16 protein-coding genes are annotated in these 14242 nt (G+C 59.2%); 5 read left to right on the top strand and 11 right to left on the bottom strand.

Going from position 1 to position 14242, the window contains the following annotated elements:
- Positions 1-15: 15 nt before the first annotated feature.
- Positions 16-999: an arabinose ABC transporter substrate-binding protein gene (locus DTW90_RS27900; protein WP_132527833.1), complete on the bottom strand. Its 984-nt coding sequence runs from the start codon at positions 997-999 to the stop codon at positions 16-18.
- Positions 1000-1180: 181 nt separating this feature from the next.
- Between DTW90_RS27900 and DTW90_RS27895 the strand changes: the two genes are divergently transcribed.
- The 3 genes from DTW90_RS27895 (at position 1181) to DTW90_RS27885 (ending at position 4009) form a co-directional block, all read left to right on the top strand.
- Positions 1181-1987 carry a FadR/GntR family transcriptional regulator gene (locus DTW90_RS27895; RefSeq protein ID WP_132527834.1) on the top strand — a complete coding sequence of 269 codons (807 nt, stop codon included), beginning with the start codon at positions 1181-1183 and terminating at the stop codon, positions 1985-1987.
- Between the two features lie 87 nt (positions 1988-2074).
- Positions 2075-3223, top strand: a complete 1149-nt coding sequence (gene dgoD / locus DTW90_RS27890) for a galactonate dehydratase (protein ID WP_132527835.1) — start codon at positions 2075-2077, stop codon at positions 3221-3223.
- A gap of 9 nt (positions 3224-3232) precedes the next feature.
- Positions 3233-4009, top strand: a complete 777-nt coding sequence (locus tag DTW90_RS27885) for an SDR family oxidoreductase (protein ID WP_132527836.1) — start codon at positions 3233-3235, stop codon at positions 4007-4009.
- A gap of 151 nt (positions 4010-4160) precedes the next feature.
- Here the strand turns inward: DTW90_RS27885 and DTW90_RS27880 are convergent, their stop codons facing one another.
- Positions 4161-4943, bottom strand: a complete 783-nt coding sequence (locus tag DTW90_RS27880; RefSeq protein ID WP_132524611.1) for an IS1595 family transposase — start codon at positions 4941-4943, stop codon at positions 4161-4163.
- A gap of 532 nt (positions 4944-5475) precedes the next feature.
- Here DTW90_RS27880 and DTW90_RS27870 point away from each other — a divergent pair.
- Together DTW90_RS27870 and DTW90_RS27865 are read left to right on the top strand one after the other, a co-directional pair.
- Positions 5476-5736, top strand: a complete 261-nt coding sequence (locus tag DTW90_RS27870; protein ID WP_132524609.1) for a CopG family transcriptional regulator — start codon at positions 5476-5478, stop codon at positions 5734-5736.
- Entirely contained in the window at positions 5708-6043 is a 336-nt protein-coding gene (locus DTW90_RS27865) for a type II toxin-antitoxin system RelE/ParE family toxin (protein WP_132524635.1), read from the top strand. Before DTW90_RS27870 ends, DTW90_RS27865 begins: the two co-directional genes overlap by 29 nt.
- Positions 6044-6612: 569 nt before the next feature.
- Here DTW90_RS27865 and DTW90_RS27860 read toward each other — a convergent pair.
- The 9 genes from DTW90_RS27860 to DTW90_RS27820 all read right to left on the bottom strand — a co-directional run bounded on the left by DTW90_RS27860 (position 6613) and on the right by DTW90_RS27820 (position 14202).
- Positions 6613-6831, bottom strand: coding sequence for a hypothetical protein (locus tag DTW90_RS27860; RefSeq protein ID WP_132524607.1), 219 nt, complete (start codon positions 6829-6831; stop codon positions 6613-6615).
- 1891 nt (positions 6832-8722) lie between these two features.
- Positions 8723-8929, bottom strand: coding sequence for a hypothetical protein (locus DTW90_RS27855; RefSeq protein WP_149342581.1), 207 nt, complete (start codon positions 8927-8929; stop codon positions 8723-8725).
- A gap of 49 nt (positions 8930-8978) precedes the next feature.
- Positions 8979-9365 (bottom strand): oxidoreductase, encoded by a 387-nt coding sequence (locus DTW90_RS27850; protein ID WP_149342579.1) that lies wholly within the window; start codon positions 9363-9365, stop codon positions 8979-8981.
- A gap of 264 nt (positions 9366-9629) precedes the next feature.
- A complete protein-coding gene (locus tag DTW90_RS27845; protein WP_132524603.1) occupies positions 9630-9851 on the bottom strand; it encodes a hypothetical protein in 222 nt (73 codons plus the stop codon).
- Between the two features lie 297 nt (positions 9852-10148).
- Complete coding sequence (gene hutC / locus DTW90_RS27840; protein ID WP_132524601.1) at positions 10149-10865, bottom strand: histidine utilization repressor; 717 nt, start codon at positions 10863-10865, stop codon at positions 10149-10151.
- Positions 10866-10907: 42 nt separating this feature from the next.
- Complete coding sequence (locus tag DTW90_RS27835; protein ID WP_149342578.1) at positions 10908-11723, bottom strand: ABC transporter ATP-binding protein; 816 nt, start codon at positions 11721-11723, stop codon at positions 10908-10910.
- On the bottom strand, positions 11720-12493 hold the full coding sequence (locus DTW90_RS27830) for an ABC transporter permease (RefSeq protein WP_132524597.1): 774 nt from the start codon (positions 12491-12493) through the stop codon (positions 11720-11722). Before DTW90_RS27830 ends, DTW90_RS27835 begins: the two co-directional genes overlap by 4 nt.
- A 62-nt stretch (positions 12494-12555) precedes the next feature.
- Complete coding sequence (locus DTW90_RS27825; RefSeq protein WP_149342576.1) at positions 12556-13506, bottom strand: ABC transporter substrate-binding protein; 951 nt, start codon at positions 13504-13506, stop codon at positions 12556-12558.
- 111 nt (positions 13507-13617) lie between these two features.
- Positions 13618-14202 carry a HutD family protein gene (locus tag DTW90_RS27820; RefSeq protein WP_246665084.1) on the bottom strand — a complete coding sequence of 195 codons (585 nt, stop codon included), beginning with the start codon at positions 14200-14202 and terminating at the stop codon, positions 13618-13620.
- Positions 14203-14242 lie beyond the last annotated feature (40 nt).

The following is a 14242-nucleotide window of genomic DNA, read 5'->3' as shown; positions in this document are numbered from 1 at the left end:
ATCCTGGGAGGATAATTACTCGATGCCGAGGCTCTTGCGAACGTCCTGATAGTCGTTGCGTAGTGCCAATGAGCCAGACGTGAGCGTCAGCTTCGGCGGCTCCTTGCCGTTGGCGATCCAGTCGTACATGTCGAGCGCGGTCTCATAGCCGTGACGCTTCGGCGAGATGATCACGGTTCCGAAGAAGCCGGTCGCGGAAGGCTTCTTGAATTCGTTGATCGCCGAATCCGCACCGCCGATGCCGACGCCGATGACATTGGCCGCCGGAATGTTGGACGATTCCGTCGCGCGCACCGCGCCGAGCACTGCTTCGTCGTTCAGGCCGAAGGCGATCCAGTATTTGACGTCGGCATGCTTGTTAATGACGGTCGTTGCGGCATTGAGCGCGGCTTCCGTATCGGTCTTGTCCTGCGGAGCGTTATAGATGTTATCGGCCGGGAAGCCGGCTGCCTTCAGCACGGAAATCGCGCCTTCGACACGGTCGACGGCAGTCGGAAGCTGGTCGTAGGAGACGCGGATCGCGCCGACATTCTTCATGTCCCAGCCGCGCTTCTTCATTTCGTCGACGATCGCCTGACCGACAGTCTCACCGATCTTGGTTGCCGAAATGCCCATATGCGGGACATCTTCTAGCGCCTTGCCGTCGGCGCCGACGAGGCGGTCGTCCACGGTCATCATCTTCAGCTGATTGGCGGCCGCCTTGGCGACGATGCCGGGGCCGAGCTTGACGTCGGGCGTGCAGATGATGAAGCCCTGTGCGCCCTGGGCGCCGAGGTTGTCGATCGCCGACTGAACCTTTTCACCATCTTCAGCGCCGATCTTGACGAGCGTGAAGCCCTTCTCCTTGGCCGCCATGTCGGCGAATTTCCACTCGTCCTGGAACCAGGGCTCTTCCGGCTGCTTGACGACGAAGCCGATCTTCACGTCGGCGGCGAATGCGGAGGTCGCGGCGACGATCGCGACGGTACCAGCCAGAAAGGCTGCTTTGAAAAAGCGCATGTCTCTCTCCCTTGAGGTCTCTTGAATGAGATGCTGCCTCTCCCAGGCAGTATTAGTTGAGTAAGCCAAATCATCATACTCGTCAATTGCCTTTGTATGATGATTGCTTTAATGGTTGATCAGGGAGACGATAGGGTCGAGTGTTTGCTCGACCATGTCCGGCGCAAAGGGAGTGTTGAATTTGGATTCAGTCGATCGGGACAACGGCAGGGATAGCCAACCCGGGCCCGTGCGCCGTCCGCGTGTCGGCCGCAACGTGACGGCAGCGCTTGCGCAGGACATCTGTTCGGAGCGCTATCCCGTCGGCAGTCCGCTGCCGCGGGAGAATGATCTCTGCGAGATCTACGGTGTCAGCCGCACCGTCATCCGCGAATCCCTGAAGATATTGGAATCGAAGGGCATGGTGCGCGGCAGGCCGCGGGTCGGCACCACGGTCTGCGACCGCGACGACTGGAACATCCTCGATGCCGACGTGCTGGAATGGATGGGCCCCTATATCCGCGATTTCGACATTCTCGGCTGCATCCTCGAGGCCCGCCGCACCATCGAACCGGCTGCTGCCGAATATGCTGCCGAGCGGGCGACCGCCCGCGAGGTCGCCGATCTCGACCACGCCTGGCGGCAGATGCGCGATTCAGCCCTTGATCCCGAACGTTTCACCGAAGCCGACGTGATGTTCCACACCGTGCTTCTCGGCGCCAGCCACAACCAGGTCTTTCGCCGCCTGTCGAGCGCCATCCATGCGGCGCTGACCTATGCGCTGCATGCCTCCAACGTCGCCGTCGACAGCCGCGAGGAGGCGATCGTGGTGCATGGCGAACTGGTCGAGGCGCTGCGACTGCGCGACCGGGCTGCTGCCCGCAACGTTGCCAACCGCATGCTCGATCTTGCCGTGCGCGACCTTGCCGCGGCCGAGCGGCTGATCGGCCGCGAGCCGACTGCAGGAAAGGACGCTGGCGGCAGGGACAGGCCAGGTGGGTCGCGCTAGAGATATGATCGACACACCCTCTTGTCGCCATCGCGGCTGCAAGTCCGACAATTACACCACCTTTGAAAGCCGAAACGGAAGCATGCCATGAAGATCACCAAGCTGACGACCTATATTGTCCCGCCGCGCTGGCTGTTTTTGAAGATCGAGACCGACGAGGGCGTCGTCGGCTGGGGCGAACCCGTGGTCGAGGGCAGGGCGCTGACCGTCCAGGCTGCCGTCCACGAGCTAGAGGATTACCTGATCGGCAAGGATCCGTTCCTGATCGAGGATCACTGGAACGTGATGTACCGTGGCGGCTTCTATCGCGGCGGTGCCATCCATATGTCGGCCTTGGCCGGCATCGATCAAGCGCTCTGGGACATCAAGGGCAAGGCGCTCGGCCAGCCGATCCATTCGCTGCTCGGTGGCCAGGTGCGCGACAAGATCAAGGTCTATAGCTGGATCGGCGGCGACCGCCCCTCCGACGTCGCCAACAATGCGAAGGATGTGGTTGCCCGCGGCTTCAAGGCGATCAAGCTCAACGGCTGCGAGGAGATGCAGATCGTCGATACCTATGACAAGGTGGAAAAGGCGGTTGAGACCATCGCCACCATCCGCGCGGCGATTGGCCCGCATATCGGCATCGGCGTCGACTTCCACGGCCGCGTCCACCGGCCGATGGCCAAGGTGCTCGCCAAGGAGCTCGAGCCCTACAAGCTGTTGTTCATCGAGGAGCCGGTGCTTTCGGAAAACCGTGAAGCCCTGAAAGAGATCGCCAACCATTCCTCGACGCCGATTGCGCTTGGCGAGCGGCTCTATTCGCGCTGGGACTTCAAGCATGTCCTCTCGGACGGCTATGTCGATATCCTGCAGCCGGACCTCTCCCATGCCGGCGGCATCACCGAATGCCGCAAGATCGCCGCCATGGCCGAGGCCTATGACGTGGCGCTTGCCCCGCATTGCCCGCTCGGGCCGATCGCGCTTGCCGCCTGCCTGCAGGTCGACGCCGTCTCCTACAATGCCTTTATCCAGGAACAGAGCCTCGGCATCCATTACAACAAGGGCAACGACATCCTCGACTACATCTCCAACAAGGACGTGTTCCAATACGCTGACGGCTTCGTCTCGATCCCGCAAGGCCCCGGCCTCGGCATCGAGGTCGACGAGGCCTATGTCATCGAACGCGCCAAGCAAGGCCACAGGTGGAGAAACCCCGTCTGGAGGCATGAGGATGGCAGTGTCGCCGAGTGGTAGGAGGCCAGCATGGTGAACCGGCTCTCCGGCAAGCGTATCCTTGTGACCGGTGCCGCCCAGGGCATCGGCCTTGCCATCGCCAAGGCCTGTGCCGCGGAAGGAGCGAGCCTTTTCCTCATCGATTTGGACGGGGAGCGGCTGGCCACTGAGGCCGCCGCCCTCCAGGCAACAGGCGCAAAGGTCGGCCACGCCGAGGCGAATATCGTCGACGCGGCTGCGGTCGCATCAGCCGTCGCCCAGGCGGCAAGGGAGATCGGTCAACTTAATGCGTTGATCAACAATGCCGGCGTCAACGTCTTTGCCGAGCCGCTGCAAACGTCCGAGGAGGAATGGCAGCGCTGCTTCGACATCAATCTCAAGGGCGCATGGAACTGCTGCAGGGCGGTGCTCCCCGATATCATCGCGCAGGGCGGCGGCGCGATCCTCAACATCGCCTCGACCCATGCCTTCACCATCATTCCGCACACTTTCCCCTATCCGCTCGCCAAGCACGCGCTTCTCGGCATGACGAAATCGCTCGGCATCGAATATGCGGGCAAAGGCGTGAGGGTGAACGCGCTGGCACCGGGCTATGTCGCGACGCAGAAGGTCATCGACTACTGGAACAGCTTCCCCGACCCGGAAGCAGCCAAGGCCGAAACGATGAAACTTCATCCGGGCGGCCGCATCGCCACCCCCGAAGAAATCGCACTCGCCGCGGTCTTCATGATCTCGGACGAATGCCCCTTCATGAACGCCACCTACCTGACGGTGGATGGAGGCCTCAGCGTCCAGCAGCATCCGTGAGCGCGAGAGGCGTGCGGTCGGTGACAAATTGTGTAAGTTGCGACAGAGGTGCCGCGACGAATGTGGCCCCCGGGCAAATATCCGCAATCAGGGCTTTCGTTCATGAAAGCCTCGGCTTCGGCCTTCGTCTTGTGGGCGCCACCGACCGTAACTAGGCCCTCTCGGGACTAACACCATCTTCCCATACGAGATCAGGCGGATGGTTCCCCTGCCAGTAGTCGCACAAATTCCTCGACGTCGGTCTCGACAGCGCCTTGTAGAGCATGCCCCAGAGCTGAAGGCCGTTGTCGACGCGACGGTTGTCCTCACGCCAGGCGATCTCGGCCGCGTACCAGTCGAAGTATCGCACCGAGAAGCGGTGATGGATGCCGACGTAGGCTCGCTGTATGCGACTGAAGAAGCTCTCGACGTGGTTGGTGTTGACCCCGCCCTTGGTCTGGTATTCCTGACTGTGATTGACGCGGTGAAGCTCCTGCAGGCCCTCCAGATCATCGTAGCTGAAGTGCTCATCAGCATGAAGTCGTGAACCCTTGCGGACGTGTTTCTTGACCATCTCCCACGCTTCGTTGGAGTCCTCGCTCCGGATGACGCGTGTCAGGGTCTGCTCGCGGCCGCGGCCGAACGACGTCTTCTCCCGGAGCGTCAGGATCGTCAGCCGTTTGAAGTTCTGGTTCTCGGCGCGGCGCCGATCGACACGATCCTCCTTCCGGTTCTCCGGCTTGATGTGCCCGCCTGCGTACTTTCCGTCGATATGGATCTCGCCTTCGAGCATCATCCGGAAGAGCCTCGTCGAGATCGCCTCGCGCATTTTCATGAGGAACACCCATGCCGTCTTGTACTGGCAGCCGAGCTCGCGGGAGAGCTGGAGAGCGCTCTTGCCCTTCACGCTGTTCATGGAGAACCACAGTCCCGCCAGGATGTCCTGGAAGCTCATCTTCCGGAAGGCGAAGACCGTTCCGGTCGTGACCGAGAACTCACGACGACAGGCCTGGCACTTGAAACGGCGGCGCCGGATCTCCCAGCAGTTCGCATGAGAGCAATGGACGCATGTCGGCCTCCCTTCGGTATCCGGCCAGCGGATGAAGCAGAAGGCCTTGTAGGACCGCTCCTCGTCGAAGGTGCGGAGGCTCTTAAGCGAGAAGGTTCGGCAGTAGGGCGATAGCAGGAAGTGCTGGTTGCCCCAATATTTCTACCCTCCGAAGTGCCTCCAGTTCAGAGGAAATGGAGTTCTGCGGCGGAATGACGGACGGCAGGTTGGTCGGCATGTTCAGTCCCTTGAAGATTACACGATACGACAGGACATCACCGGAGACGGCGAAGTGAAAAATCAGCGTTGTCGTATGTCTATGGACCTGAATCTGCGGCGGACCATACCAGGGCCGCGACGAAGAGTCGATCGGTCGTTGAATTTGACGTTAGTCGGCCGATGAGCTATCTTCGCTGTATTACAAATGGAGGCAAAAACGATGTCAGAACGTGAGCTGTCCGATCCGATCACCATGCGGCTGCCGCTGGATGTGCTATCTGAAATCGAAGGGATCGCTGAAATATGCGATCGCAGCCGAAGCTGGGTCTTCGTCCGTGCTCTGAAATCATATTTAGCCGCAGAGGGACGCGAGATTATCGAACTCGCTCAGGCAAGGCGGGATATTGAAAACGGGCTGGGGCATGATCTTGACGACGTAATTGACGAAGTCGATGCGATCGTCAAGGGAGCGGCTGCTTGAATACGTACGGCGCGAAGCGAAATATCTTAAATCGGGAAGTACCAGAGCAGCTCAACAATTTGCTGATGACATCAAGCGGCTTAGGCAAGGACTCAGCCGCTTTCCGGAGATGGGAAAGTTCAACGACGAAATTCCCGTTCCTGGAGTTTTACGCTTTGTCATGGGACCATATCTCGTTGATTACGAGGTTCTGGGCGACGAGATTTCAATTTTCGCAATCCGTCACGGCCGCGAACGTCCGCCACGCGTTGAGATGGACGACGATTTCGACCTCGAAGAACCTAGTACCGATCCTTGCTTCAGGTAATTCCCTCTTTGGTGGCAGTTGCTACCTAATTCCGGAAATTCGCCCACGGGTTTCGAAACGACTGATCGGACAATCGCTTTCACTTCCACCCATTCGCGTCTCTTCCTCGAATAGATAATCCTGTCTACAGTATTCCAAACGATAAGCCCGGCGAAGAAGATGGAGATTGGAATATAACTCATATGTTCCTTTCGAGAGTGGATGACTGGCTGATCGCAAGTCATCCGCGCGAGAGATAGTTGGTCAAGTGCTGTTGGTCGCTTTATCCCACCCCGCGCTAACCAAGATCGCACTTGATGTTCGTCAATGCGGCTCCAGTGCAATGGTGTGAATATGCCATATGGAGGAGAGCTGGTTTCGATACATCTCTGAACAAATCGCTGTCCATGAAGCACGGTTGTCCGATGCCTTGGGCAAAAAGTTGGATGCCTTGGCGATAGAGGATCTCCTGATCTCGGACGATGCGATTGTCTCCCACGAAGTCAGATGTCTGCTAGAGTCGCTTCGGACACTTCGAAAGCTGATCTCGCAATAATAATTGTCAGTATCAACCCGCCCTTGGTTAGGGTTCAGTTTATTGCCGCGGTACGCGCTAGTATGAGCAACTGCTGCTCGTCCCGCACGCCCCGCTTATAAGAATGAATTATGTGAGCGGCGATCATCTCTTCCTGAGCACTGCCGCGCTCCACGCCCAGCTCCGCCCGAACAATATCGAACACCTTTTGGCATCGATCGAGATCTTCCGAAAAAAGCAGCAGGTCTGACGGATCGATAAATCGCCTTAACATCACCAAACCCTCGCGCCCTTTGCTGGCGGACTATATAGGGTTTCTCGGCGATGTGGATTAATCTTGGCTATTGCCGCGGAAAAAGGCCGCTGCCACAAAGCATCTTGCCCGAAGCAGCAGCCCTACTCTTGATCCCTCTCGATAGAACAGAAACGGGTTTGGCGTGCCTGACCGGATATCGCCCGTTCGGGTTATGGGACCTTCATCGGTGATGGTTAGCGTCCTGGGCACGGTGAGCCGGGCACTCGCGGTTAACGCCGGTGGAAACAAGGGCGCCTGGCACCGCTCACATGGGAATGTAAGCGGAGAATCATGTCCCCTGCGGCCGGAAAGTTCCCGACGGATTCGAGTTTTTTATGGTTATCTGTTGCAATCTTAGGTGCCATTCGGGCCGCAGGTCCTATCCGATCCAGGCGAGCGCTTTTGCAATCTCGACGACAGAACCAATCCGGCCTCCAACGGGTTAAAGTGCAACTATCAGGAGGATGAAATGGATCTGGTCACGACCCTCGCCGCATGTTTTGCCGCCGGCTCTTTTGTCTTTGTAGTTCTAACGCTGCATTGAATTCGACGGCGCTAGCTCTTCAGGCTCGATTTCTTCGAAACTGTCCGGCTCGTAATCTGCATACGAAAAAGCCGTTGCCAGGAGGTCTTAACTGGCAACGGCCGTCCTGCGTCCTTGCCGTACTGTCCCAAACCGGCGAGGAGAGGTGAGCCAGGCAATTTCGGACTTGGGGGCGATTTTGCGTGGCCCGGTCTCACATTGGGATGTGAGCGACCTAAAAACGCGCAGAAGAAGGAATTGTTCCCGAAAAACAAGCCCCGCCGAAGCGGGGCAGTTTAAGGGGAAGATACAGGAGTATCAACGGCCGAAAAACGAACGACCGGCTTTCAGGTTCCAACAAAGCTCTTTGAGCCGACGATGTACTGGGGAACGAATCCGGGCAGGAGCCCGAGCAATCGGTAACGCGCGAAAACATCCTCTCGCCCTTCGATCTCGCATTTGAGGGAAGCGGTTTCGGCTTCGTCGAACTTGACTTTGCGGTAGGCTTTTGAACGTCGCATCCGAAGATCTTCGATTTACTGGCGCAGCCACAAGACGTGTTGACCAACAGAGACAGGACAAGGGATAGCCTTGCGAGGAGGTGAGCAGTTCATCTGTGTAAACTCGATCTTTGGAGTTCAGTGCAAATTGCTAGTCTGAAAGCGGTCGCGATCAAAGATCACGCCCATCCTGGCCGTGATCAGGAGTTGTGCCGTGTCACGAATGCCTTGCTTGTAGGCGTAAATGAGATGGCAAGCTACTAGGTCTGACTCGCAGCTCCGTGGCGTAAAGCCCCCCTCGGAACAAACGATATCAAAGATTTGCTCGCATAGCTCCAGATCCTTTGAGAACAAAGGAAGGTCCGCCGGATGGAGATGCTCCTCAAACACGATAATTTCCAATTTCTCTTACGTCACCCCGACATAGAGCGCGTGGATTGAGAAGCAATAATCGGAAATAGAGAAGCGGCAACCGGGTACCAATCGCAATGCGTCCGATCGCGCATGTGCCGGAAATTATTCAGTCTGACACGGGCCGAAGTCTGATCGAGATGGTCGACCGGCCTCAGCCGATCCAGCCGAGGGCTTTGACGATTTCGATAGTGGCCCACGCGAGACCGAGGACCCAGACGATAGCGATCGCGATCATCAGGATTATGTCGAGGAGGGCTCGGACCATGTTTTGTCGGAACTCAATACGAAGAAAAGCCCGCCTGGCCAGGGGTAAGCACAGACGGGCTTGCTGGGAGCCATCAGCATGACGGCAAATCCTAGATACACCGCCGCTCGCCGATTCGCTTTGCGATTTACGATGGATGAAGCATTTGTGATTGACGTGTCTTCCGCATCATTTCGGATTGCTCGGTATCGATTGGGTGAAGTGGGATTTAAGCGTTAGGGCCGCCTCGTCTGCGGCGTGCCTAGAGGTGGCTCGGATGAGATCGAGCGCCACCCTCAGCGTCAGGCCGTGAACGTTTGCGCAGTGCCTGACATTGGACGTGCGTGCTGCATCGATCACATCGGTATAGGGCGCGGGAAGATCGGAGTGGGGCATCGAGCACCTGGGGAAGAGGCAGCGGAATCCCCGCTGCCTCTTGTCTGAGTCACGGGCAATTCGTAGTCGCCGCCGGGTTTGCTGTCTGATCCTGCGACGTCCCATTGGTGTTTTTGCCGGTGGCTTGGCCGTTACAGTCGCTCGCCTTGCCATTGTCGTTGCTGCCGGCGGTGCTGTTGCCACTGCCGCTGCCGTTGCCACTGCCCTTGTTGGAATTGCTGCCGCCGTTGGTAGAGCCCGAGCCGTTGGTGGAACCTGTGCCGTTGCTTCCGTTGTTGGTGCCGTTATCAGAACCGGAACCGGAGCCCGTGCCTGAGCTGCTGGACGATCCGGAGTTCGAACCAGAGCCGGAGCCGCTGTTGCCTGAACTTTGAGCCATGGCCGAAGTAGCAAGGGCAAGGGAAAGGGCGGAAACTGCGAGAATTTTCGTAAGCATGTGCTTCTCCTTGTTCAAGGTATGGCAATGCAACCAACGGCAACTTTCGCAGTTCCAGAAATTGTTTTTTCCTGGGATGGAAACATTCGAGCGATTTGGAAGTTCGGCGGTCCTAGGCATGCCCCGTTATCAGAGTGGGGTGATCGCTGCCAATCGGTAAAGCTTCCCCCGCGGGCAGCGGTCTAGCCTCGCCAAGATCGAGGTCGCTGTCGTAAATATGCGCCCCGCGAAAGCTTCAATGGCTGGGCTTCGGGCCTTGACTTCTCAACGGAGGCCTCGTGCCGCCCGGACCATAGCAAGCAGATCCTCGTGTTCATGGACGCCTTGCTGCACCAGCTGAATCGCGATGACACTGATGCGTCTCCATTCCTCGCTGTCACGCTCAATTTTCGCTTCGGCAGCGAGTGCATCAACGATCTTCTGGCATGTCGCGAGATCGTTTGAATCGAGGGGTACGTCAGAGCGGTAAAATGGGACTGTGTTCATGGCGACTTCCTCCTTTCATCGCCGAGGCAACAACAGATTAATTTAATTTGCGCCGTTCAAAATTCAATCTTCAGTCGGCCCTACGCACACCCGAAGTATGGGTGGGGACTACCGGCGCCGAAAGCGCTTTTCTGCCAGGCGGATGAGTAGCAGGCTGGTCGCAATTCAGGCCGCGAGATCGATGGGCAACGCCATCAGGTAGTCTGTTTTCGAAAACCGCCGCTACGAAGGTCGCTTTCGCCAAAAGCAGAGCCGGCACGCCGGTCAACCCGAAGATGAACAGACGCCAGTTTCCGATCAAGTTGGCGCAAATTGCGCCACCAGCTCGTGGCGGTCGCCGGGATAGGTGAGGCGGACGTGGGTGATGTGGGTGTCGCCGCTCCAGGTGCGTCTCTCAACGACGAGGCAGGCGGTGCCGGGTGCGATCGACAGCGCTTCGGCAATCGACTGGCTGGCGGCAAGCGCGCGGATGCGATGTTCGGCGGCACTCCACGGAACCTTTCCGAGCAGCCAGGAACCGGGTGGCAGGGTTTTGAAATCCTCATTGGCCGCTTCTGGTACGGCGGCAAGGCTGATCAGCCGCTCCTCGACGCAGAAGGGATGGCCATCGGCGAAATGCCGGCAGTTGATGTCGAGGACGGTGGCAGATGTTGGAAGATCCAGCCGCTCGCGATCCGCCGCCTTGGTGCGGCGCTTCTTCAAGCTGTCGATCGAATAGGCGTAGGAGAGCCCGAGTGCTTGCACTTCGCGGCGCAGATCATGGATTTCCAGCACCGCCGATTGGACATGCGGGTGGCTGACATAGGTGCCGGCCTTGCGGCGACGCTCGATCAGACCGCGCCGGACGAGGTCGGTCAGCGCCTTGTTGACGGTCATGCGCGAGCAGCCGTAGAGCGTCGTCAGCTCGTGCTCGAACGGGATGCGATGGCCCGGCGGCCATTCGCCGGAGAGGATGCGCCCCTCGACGTCGGACAGAATGCGCTGGTGCAGCGGCATGTCCGGCTCCTTGCGCATCTCCCCTCCCATGTCTTTCCCGCGCTTGAGAATATCGGCCCCCTAGCCGTGCTCTGCGGCGGCGATCGCCTCGCTGCGGATTTCCTCTGTCAGCTTCAGGCGCAGCGCCGAAAATTCCGGGCTTGCCTTGACTGTGTAGTGGCGTGGGTGCGGCAGATCGACCGGCGTGATCGACTTGATGCGGCCTGGCCGGGCCGTCATCGTGACGACGCGCGATGCCATGAAGACGGCTTCCTCGATATCGTGCGTGACGAAAATGACGGTCTTCTGCTCGCGTTCCCAAATGCCGAGCAGCAGCTCCTGCATCAGGCCGCGGGTCTGGTTGTCGAGCGCTCCGAAGGGCTCGTCGAGCAGCAGGATCTTCGGGTTGTTGGCAAGGGCGCGGGCAATCGCGGTCCTCTGCTGCATGCCGCCGGAAAGCTGCTTCGGCCAATGGTTCTCGAAGCCACGCAGGCCGACCTTGTCGATATAGCTGTCGACGATCTCCTTCTTCTCCTTCTCCGCAACGCCCTTTTCGCGCAGGCCAAAGGCGACGTTGTCGCGCACCGTCAGCCAGGGAAACAGCGTATAGGATTGGAAGACCATGCCGCGGTCGGCACCCGGCCCTGTGATCGGCTTGCCCTCGAGCGTGACGGTGCCGACCGTCGGCTTGTCGAGGCCGGCGATGATGCGCAGCAGCGTGGACTTGCCGCAGCCCGACGGGCCGAGGATGGTGACGAAATCGTTGCGCGGAATCTCGAGGTCCGTCGGCTGCAAGGCCAGGGTCGGCTGGCCGCCGCGCACGCCCGGAAAGGTGCGACTGACGCCCTTGACGACAAGCTCCACCGGTTGTGTATTCTTCACGGGAGTGCCGCTCATGCCAGCCTCCAGGCGAAAAGGGAGCGGTTGAGCCATTTGAAGGCGAAATCGGATATGAGGCCGATCAGGCCGATGACGATGATGCCGAAGATGATCTGGCCGGTCGCAAGCAGCGCCTGGCTGTTGATGATCATGTATCCGATGCCGGACGAAGCGCCGATCAGCTCGGCGACGATGACATAGGTCCAGGCCCAGCCGAGAACGAGCCGCAGCGTTTCGCCGATATCAGGCGCACTGGCCGGAATGAGGACGCGGCGAACAACACCCGAATCGCCTGCCCCGAGCGTATAGGCGGCTTCAACGAGATCGCGGCGCGTGCCGGAAACGGAAACGGCGACCATGAGCACGATCTGGAAGACGGCGCCGATGACGATGACCAGCAGCTTCTGCGTCTCGCCGATGCCGGCCCAGAGGATGAGAAGCGGCACGAAGGCGGAGGCGGGAAGATAGCGGGCAAAGGAAACGAAGGGCTCGAGCAGCGCCTCGATCGGCTTATAGGCGCCCATGGCGATGCCGAGCGGCACTCCGATCGCAGCAGCGATGACGAAGCCGCCGACAACGCGCCAGACGGTCATGCCGATGTCGAAGAGGAAGCCCTGGTTGACCAGAAGGTCATAGCCGTTTGCGACCATGGTCAGCGGATCGGCCAGGAAGGTCTTGGAAACAAATCCGCCAAGCGTCAGATAAGCCCAGCCGGCGAAGAACAGCACGAAGAACAGCAGGCCGAAGAAGATCCGGCTGCGGGGGCTGATAGGTTCGAGAGGATGCATCGTAACTCTTCAAAGACGGAAGCGCCCAGCGATGGCGGAGCGCTTCCCGGTTGCGTCGATGATTACTGGATGAAGGAGGTGTCAGCCAGCGTCGAAAGATCCGGCTTCGCCTTGATCACGCCGGTCGACAGCAGGAGATCGGCGGCCTGTTCGTTGAAGGTCTTGAACGTGGTGTCGAAGAACTTCTTGTTGGCTGCCTTGTCCTGCCATTCCAGGTATTCAGCCGATTCGCCGAATTCCTTGCCTGATTGCTTCACGTCCTTGCCCATGATCTCGAAGGACTTGTCCTTGTCCTTCTTGATGAGCTCGAGGGCTTCGAAATAGCTGTCGGCAAGCGCCTTGGCAGCCTTCGGATTGGCCTTCAGGAAGGCCGGCGTGCAGCCGAACGTATCCATGACGACGGGGTAGTCGAGGGTCGTGGCGATGATCTTGCCCTTGTCCGGGGCGGCGCGAACGTTCGACAGATAAGGCTCGTAGGTGACGGCCGCGTCGTTCTGGCCGGCGATGAAGGCCTGGGCTGCCGGACCCGGCTCCATGTTGACGATGTTGACGTCCTTCATGGTCATGCCGTTATGCGTGAGGATCCAGGAGAGCAGGAAATAGGGCGAGGTGCCCGGTGCAGAGGCTGCGACATTCTTGCCCTTGAGATCGGCAACCGTCTTGATGTCAGGCTTGCCGACGATGCCGTCAGCGCCATGCGACATGTCGAGCTGGAAAATCTGCGTCGAGGCCACACCTGCGGCATTCCAGACGATCCAGGTTTCGACCGTGGTTGCGGCGCACTGGATGGAATCGGATGCCAGCGCCAGATGGCGGCTAGCCTGCGGAACCTTGGCAATCGTCACGTCGAGGCCGTGCTTCTTGAAAATGCCGGCTTCCTTGGCGAGCGTCAGCGGCGCAAAACCCGTCCAGCCGGAAATGCCGATAGCGACCTTGGTGTCGGCTGCCTTGGCAGCGACGGTGGCGCCGAGGCTCATGGCGACGGCTGCAGCTAAAATCAATGCCTTCTTCATAGTCTGAAAACCCCTCTGCTCATTTTCAGGCATCGCACGATCGTGCCTGTTATGCGGGCATACTACGTGCCGATTTTCTTTTGTCTAGACAAAACAAGGGCCATGAGACCCTTAAATTTTATGGAGGCGGATGATGTAGATCGTGCCCTGGCCGGAGAGGGCGACGGCCTCTTCTGTGGCCCCCTGAACGACGAGGCAGTCGCGTGCTGCAAGGCGGCTGCGGTCGGCGCCGACTGTGATCTCGATCTCGCCCCGATCAACCAGAATAAGCGCCGTTTCCGCTTCAAGACGAATCTCGCCGGCGGTTTCGGTCGCAAGCCGCTCGACCTGATGCGAAATCTTGCCGCGCCGGGTCATCACATTGAGATCAGTGATCGGTCCGTCTGCTAGGGTCGCCGATGTCACTGCATCCGCAGGGAAGGGCAGGGGCACGCTGTCCCGCGTCAGCAGGATGGGGTCGTGTCCTTCGATGCTGAGCGCCATGCCTGCCCCCTCGAGGATCGAAAGCGTGCGGTCGGTGTCGGGAAAGATGGAGAAAGGACCATCGGTGGCGACGGTCGCCATGCTGATGCGCCAGTCGAAATCGGCAAGACCCGCCCCGTCAGGCGAGACGATGATCTCGACAGTCTCACCACCGCCGTTCTTCCAGGGCATGCGACGATAGTCTTGGGCGCGCAGATGCGTCATCCGAGGCATTGGGCTCATGATCATTCCCTTGATTTTGATTACCTGCCGT

It is taken from the genome of Neorhizobium sp. P12A, from assembly GCF_008365395.1.
In the GTDB taxonomy this organism is placed as follows: Bacteria; Pseudomonadota; Alphaproteobacteria; order Rhizobiales; family Rhizobiaceae; genus Rhizobium.
The sequence above is the reverse complement of the archived record's forward strand: the minus strand, read 5'-3'. Positions and strand labels throughout refer to the sequence as shown.

Bases quoted from the DNA above. Each gene is read 5' to 3' on its own strand.
- DTW90_RS27900 (WP_132527833.1), bottom strand. From the start codon at position 999: ATGCGCTTTTTCAAAGCAGCCTTTCTGGCTGGTACCGTCGCGATCGTC.
- dgoD (WP_132527835.1), top strand. From the start codon at position 2,075: ATGAAGATCACCAAGCTGACGACCTATATTGTCCCGCCGCGCTGGCTG.
- DTW90_RS27885 (WP_132527836.1), top strand. From the start codon at position 3,233: ATGGTGAACCGGCTCTCCGGCAAGCGTATCCTTGTGACCGGTGCCGCC.
- DTW90_RS27880 (WP_132524611.1), bottom strand. From the start codon at position 4,943: ATGAGCTTCCAGGACATCCTGGCGGGACTGTGGTTCTCCATGAACAGC.
- DTW90_RS27870 (WP_132524609.1), top strand. From the start codon at position 5,476: ATGTCAGAACGTGAGCTGTCCGATCCGATCACCATGCGGCTGCCGCTG.
- DTW90_RS27865 (WP_132524635.1), top strand. From the start codon at position 5,708: ATGCGATCGTCAAGGGAGCGGCTGCTTGAATACGTACGGCGCGAAGCG.
- DTW90_RS27860 (WP_132524607.1), bottom strand. From the start codon at position 6,831: ATGTTAAGGCGATTTATCGATCCGTCAGACCTGCTGCTTTTTTCGGAA.
- DTW90_RS27855 (WP_149342581.1), bottom strand. From the start codon at position 8,929: ATGCCCCACTCCGATCTTCCCGCGCCCTATACCGATGTGATCGATGCA.
- DTW90_RS27850 (WP_149342579.1), bottom strand. From the start codon at position 9,365: ATGCTTACGAAAATTCTCGCAGTTTCCGCCCTTTCCCTTGCCCTTGCT.
- DTW90_RS27845 (WP_132524603.1), bottom strand. From the start codon at position 9,851: ATGAACACAGTCCCATTTTACCGCTCTGACGTACCCCTCGATTCAAAC.
- hutC (WP_132524601.1), bottom strand. From the start codon at position 10,865: ATGCGCAAGGAGCCGGACATGCCGCTGCACCAGCGCATTCTGTCCGAC.
- DTW90_RS27835 (WP_149342578.1), bottom strand. From the start codon at position 11,723: ATGAGCGGCACTCCCGTGAAGAATACACAACCGGTGGAGCTTGTCGTC.
- DTW90_RS27830 (WP_132524597.1), bottom strand. From the start codon at position 12,493: ATGCATCCTCTCGAACCTATCAGCCCCCGCAGCCGGATCTTCTTCGGC.
- DTW90_RS27825 (WP_149342576.1), bottom strand. From the start codon at position 13,506: ATGAAGAAGGCATTGATTTTAGCTGCAGCCGTCGCCATGAGCCTCGGC.
- DTW90_RS27820 (WP_246665084.1), bottom strand. From the start codon at position 14,202: ATGCCTCGGATGACGCATCTGCGCGCCCAAGACTATCGTCGCATGCCC.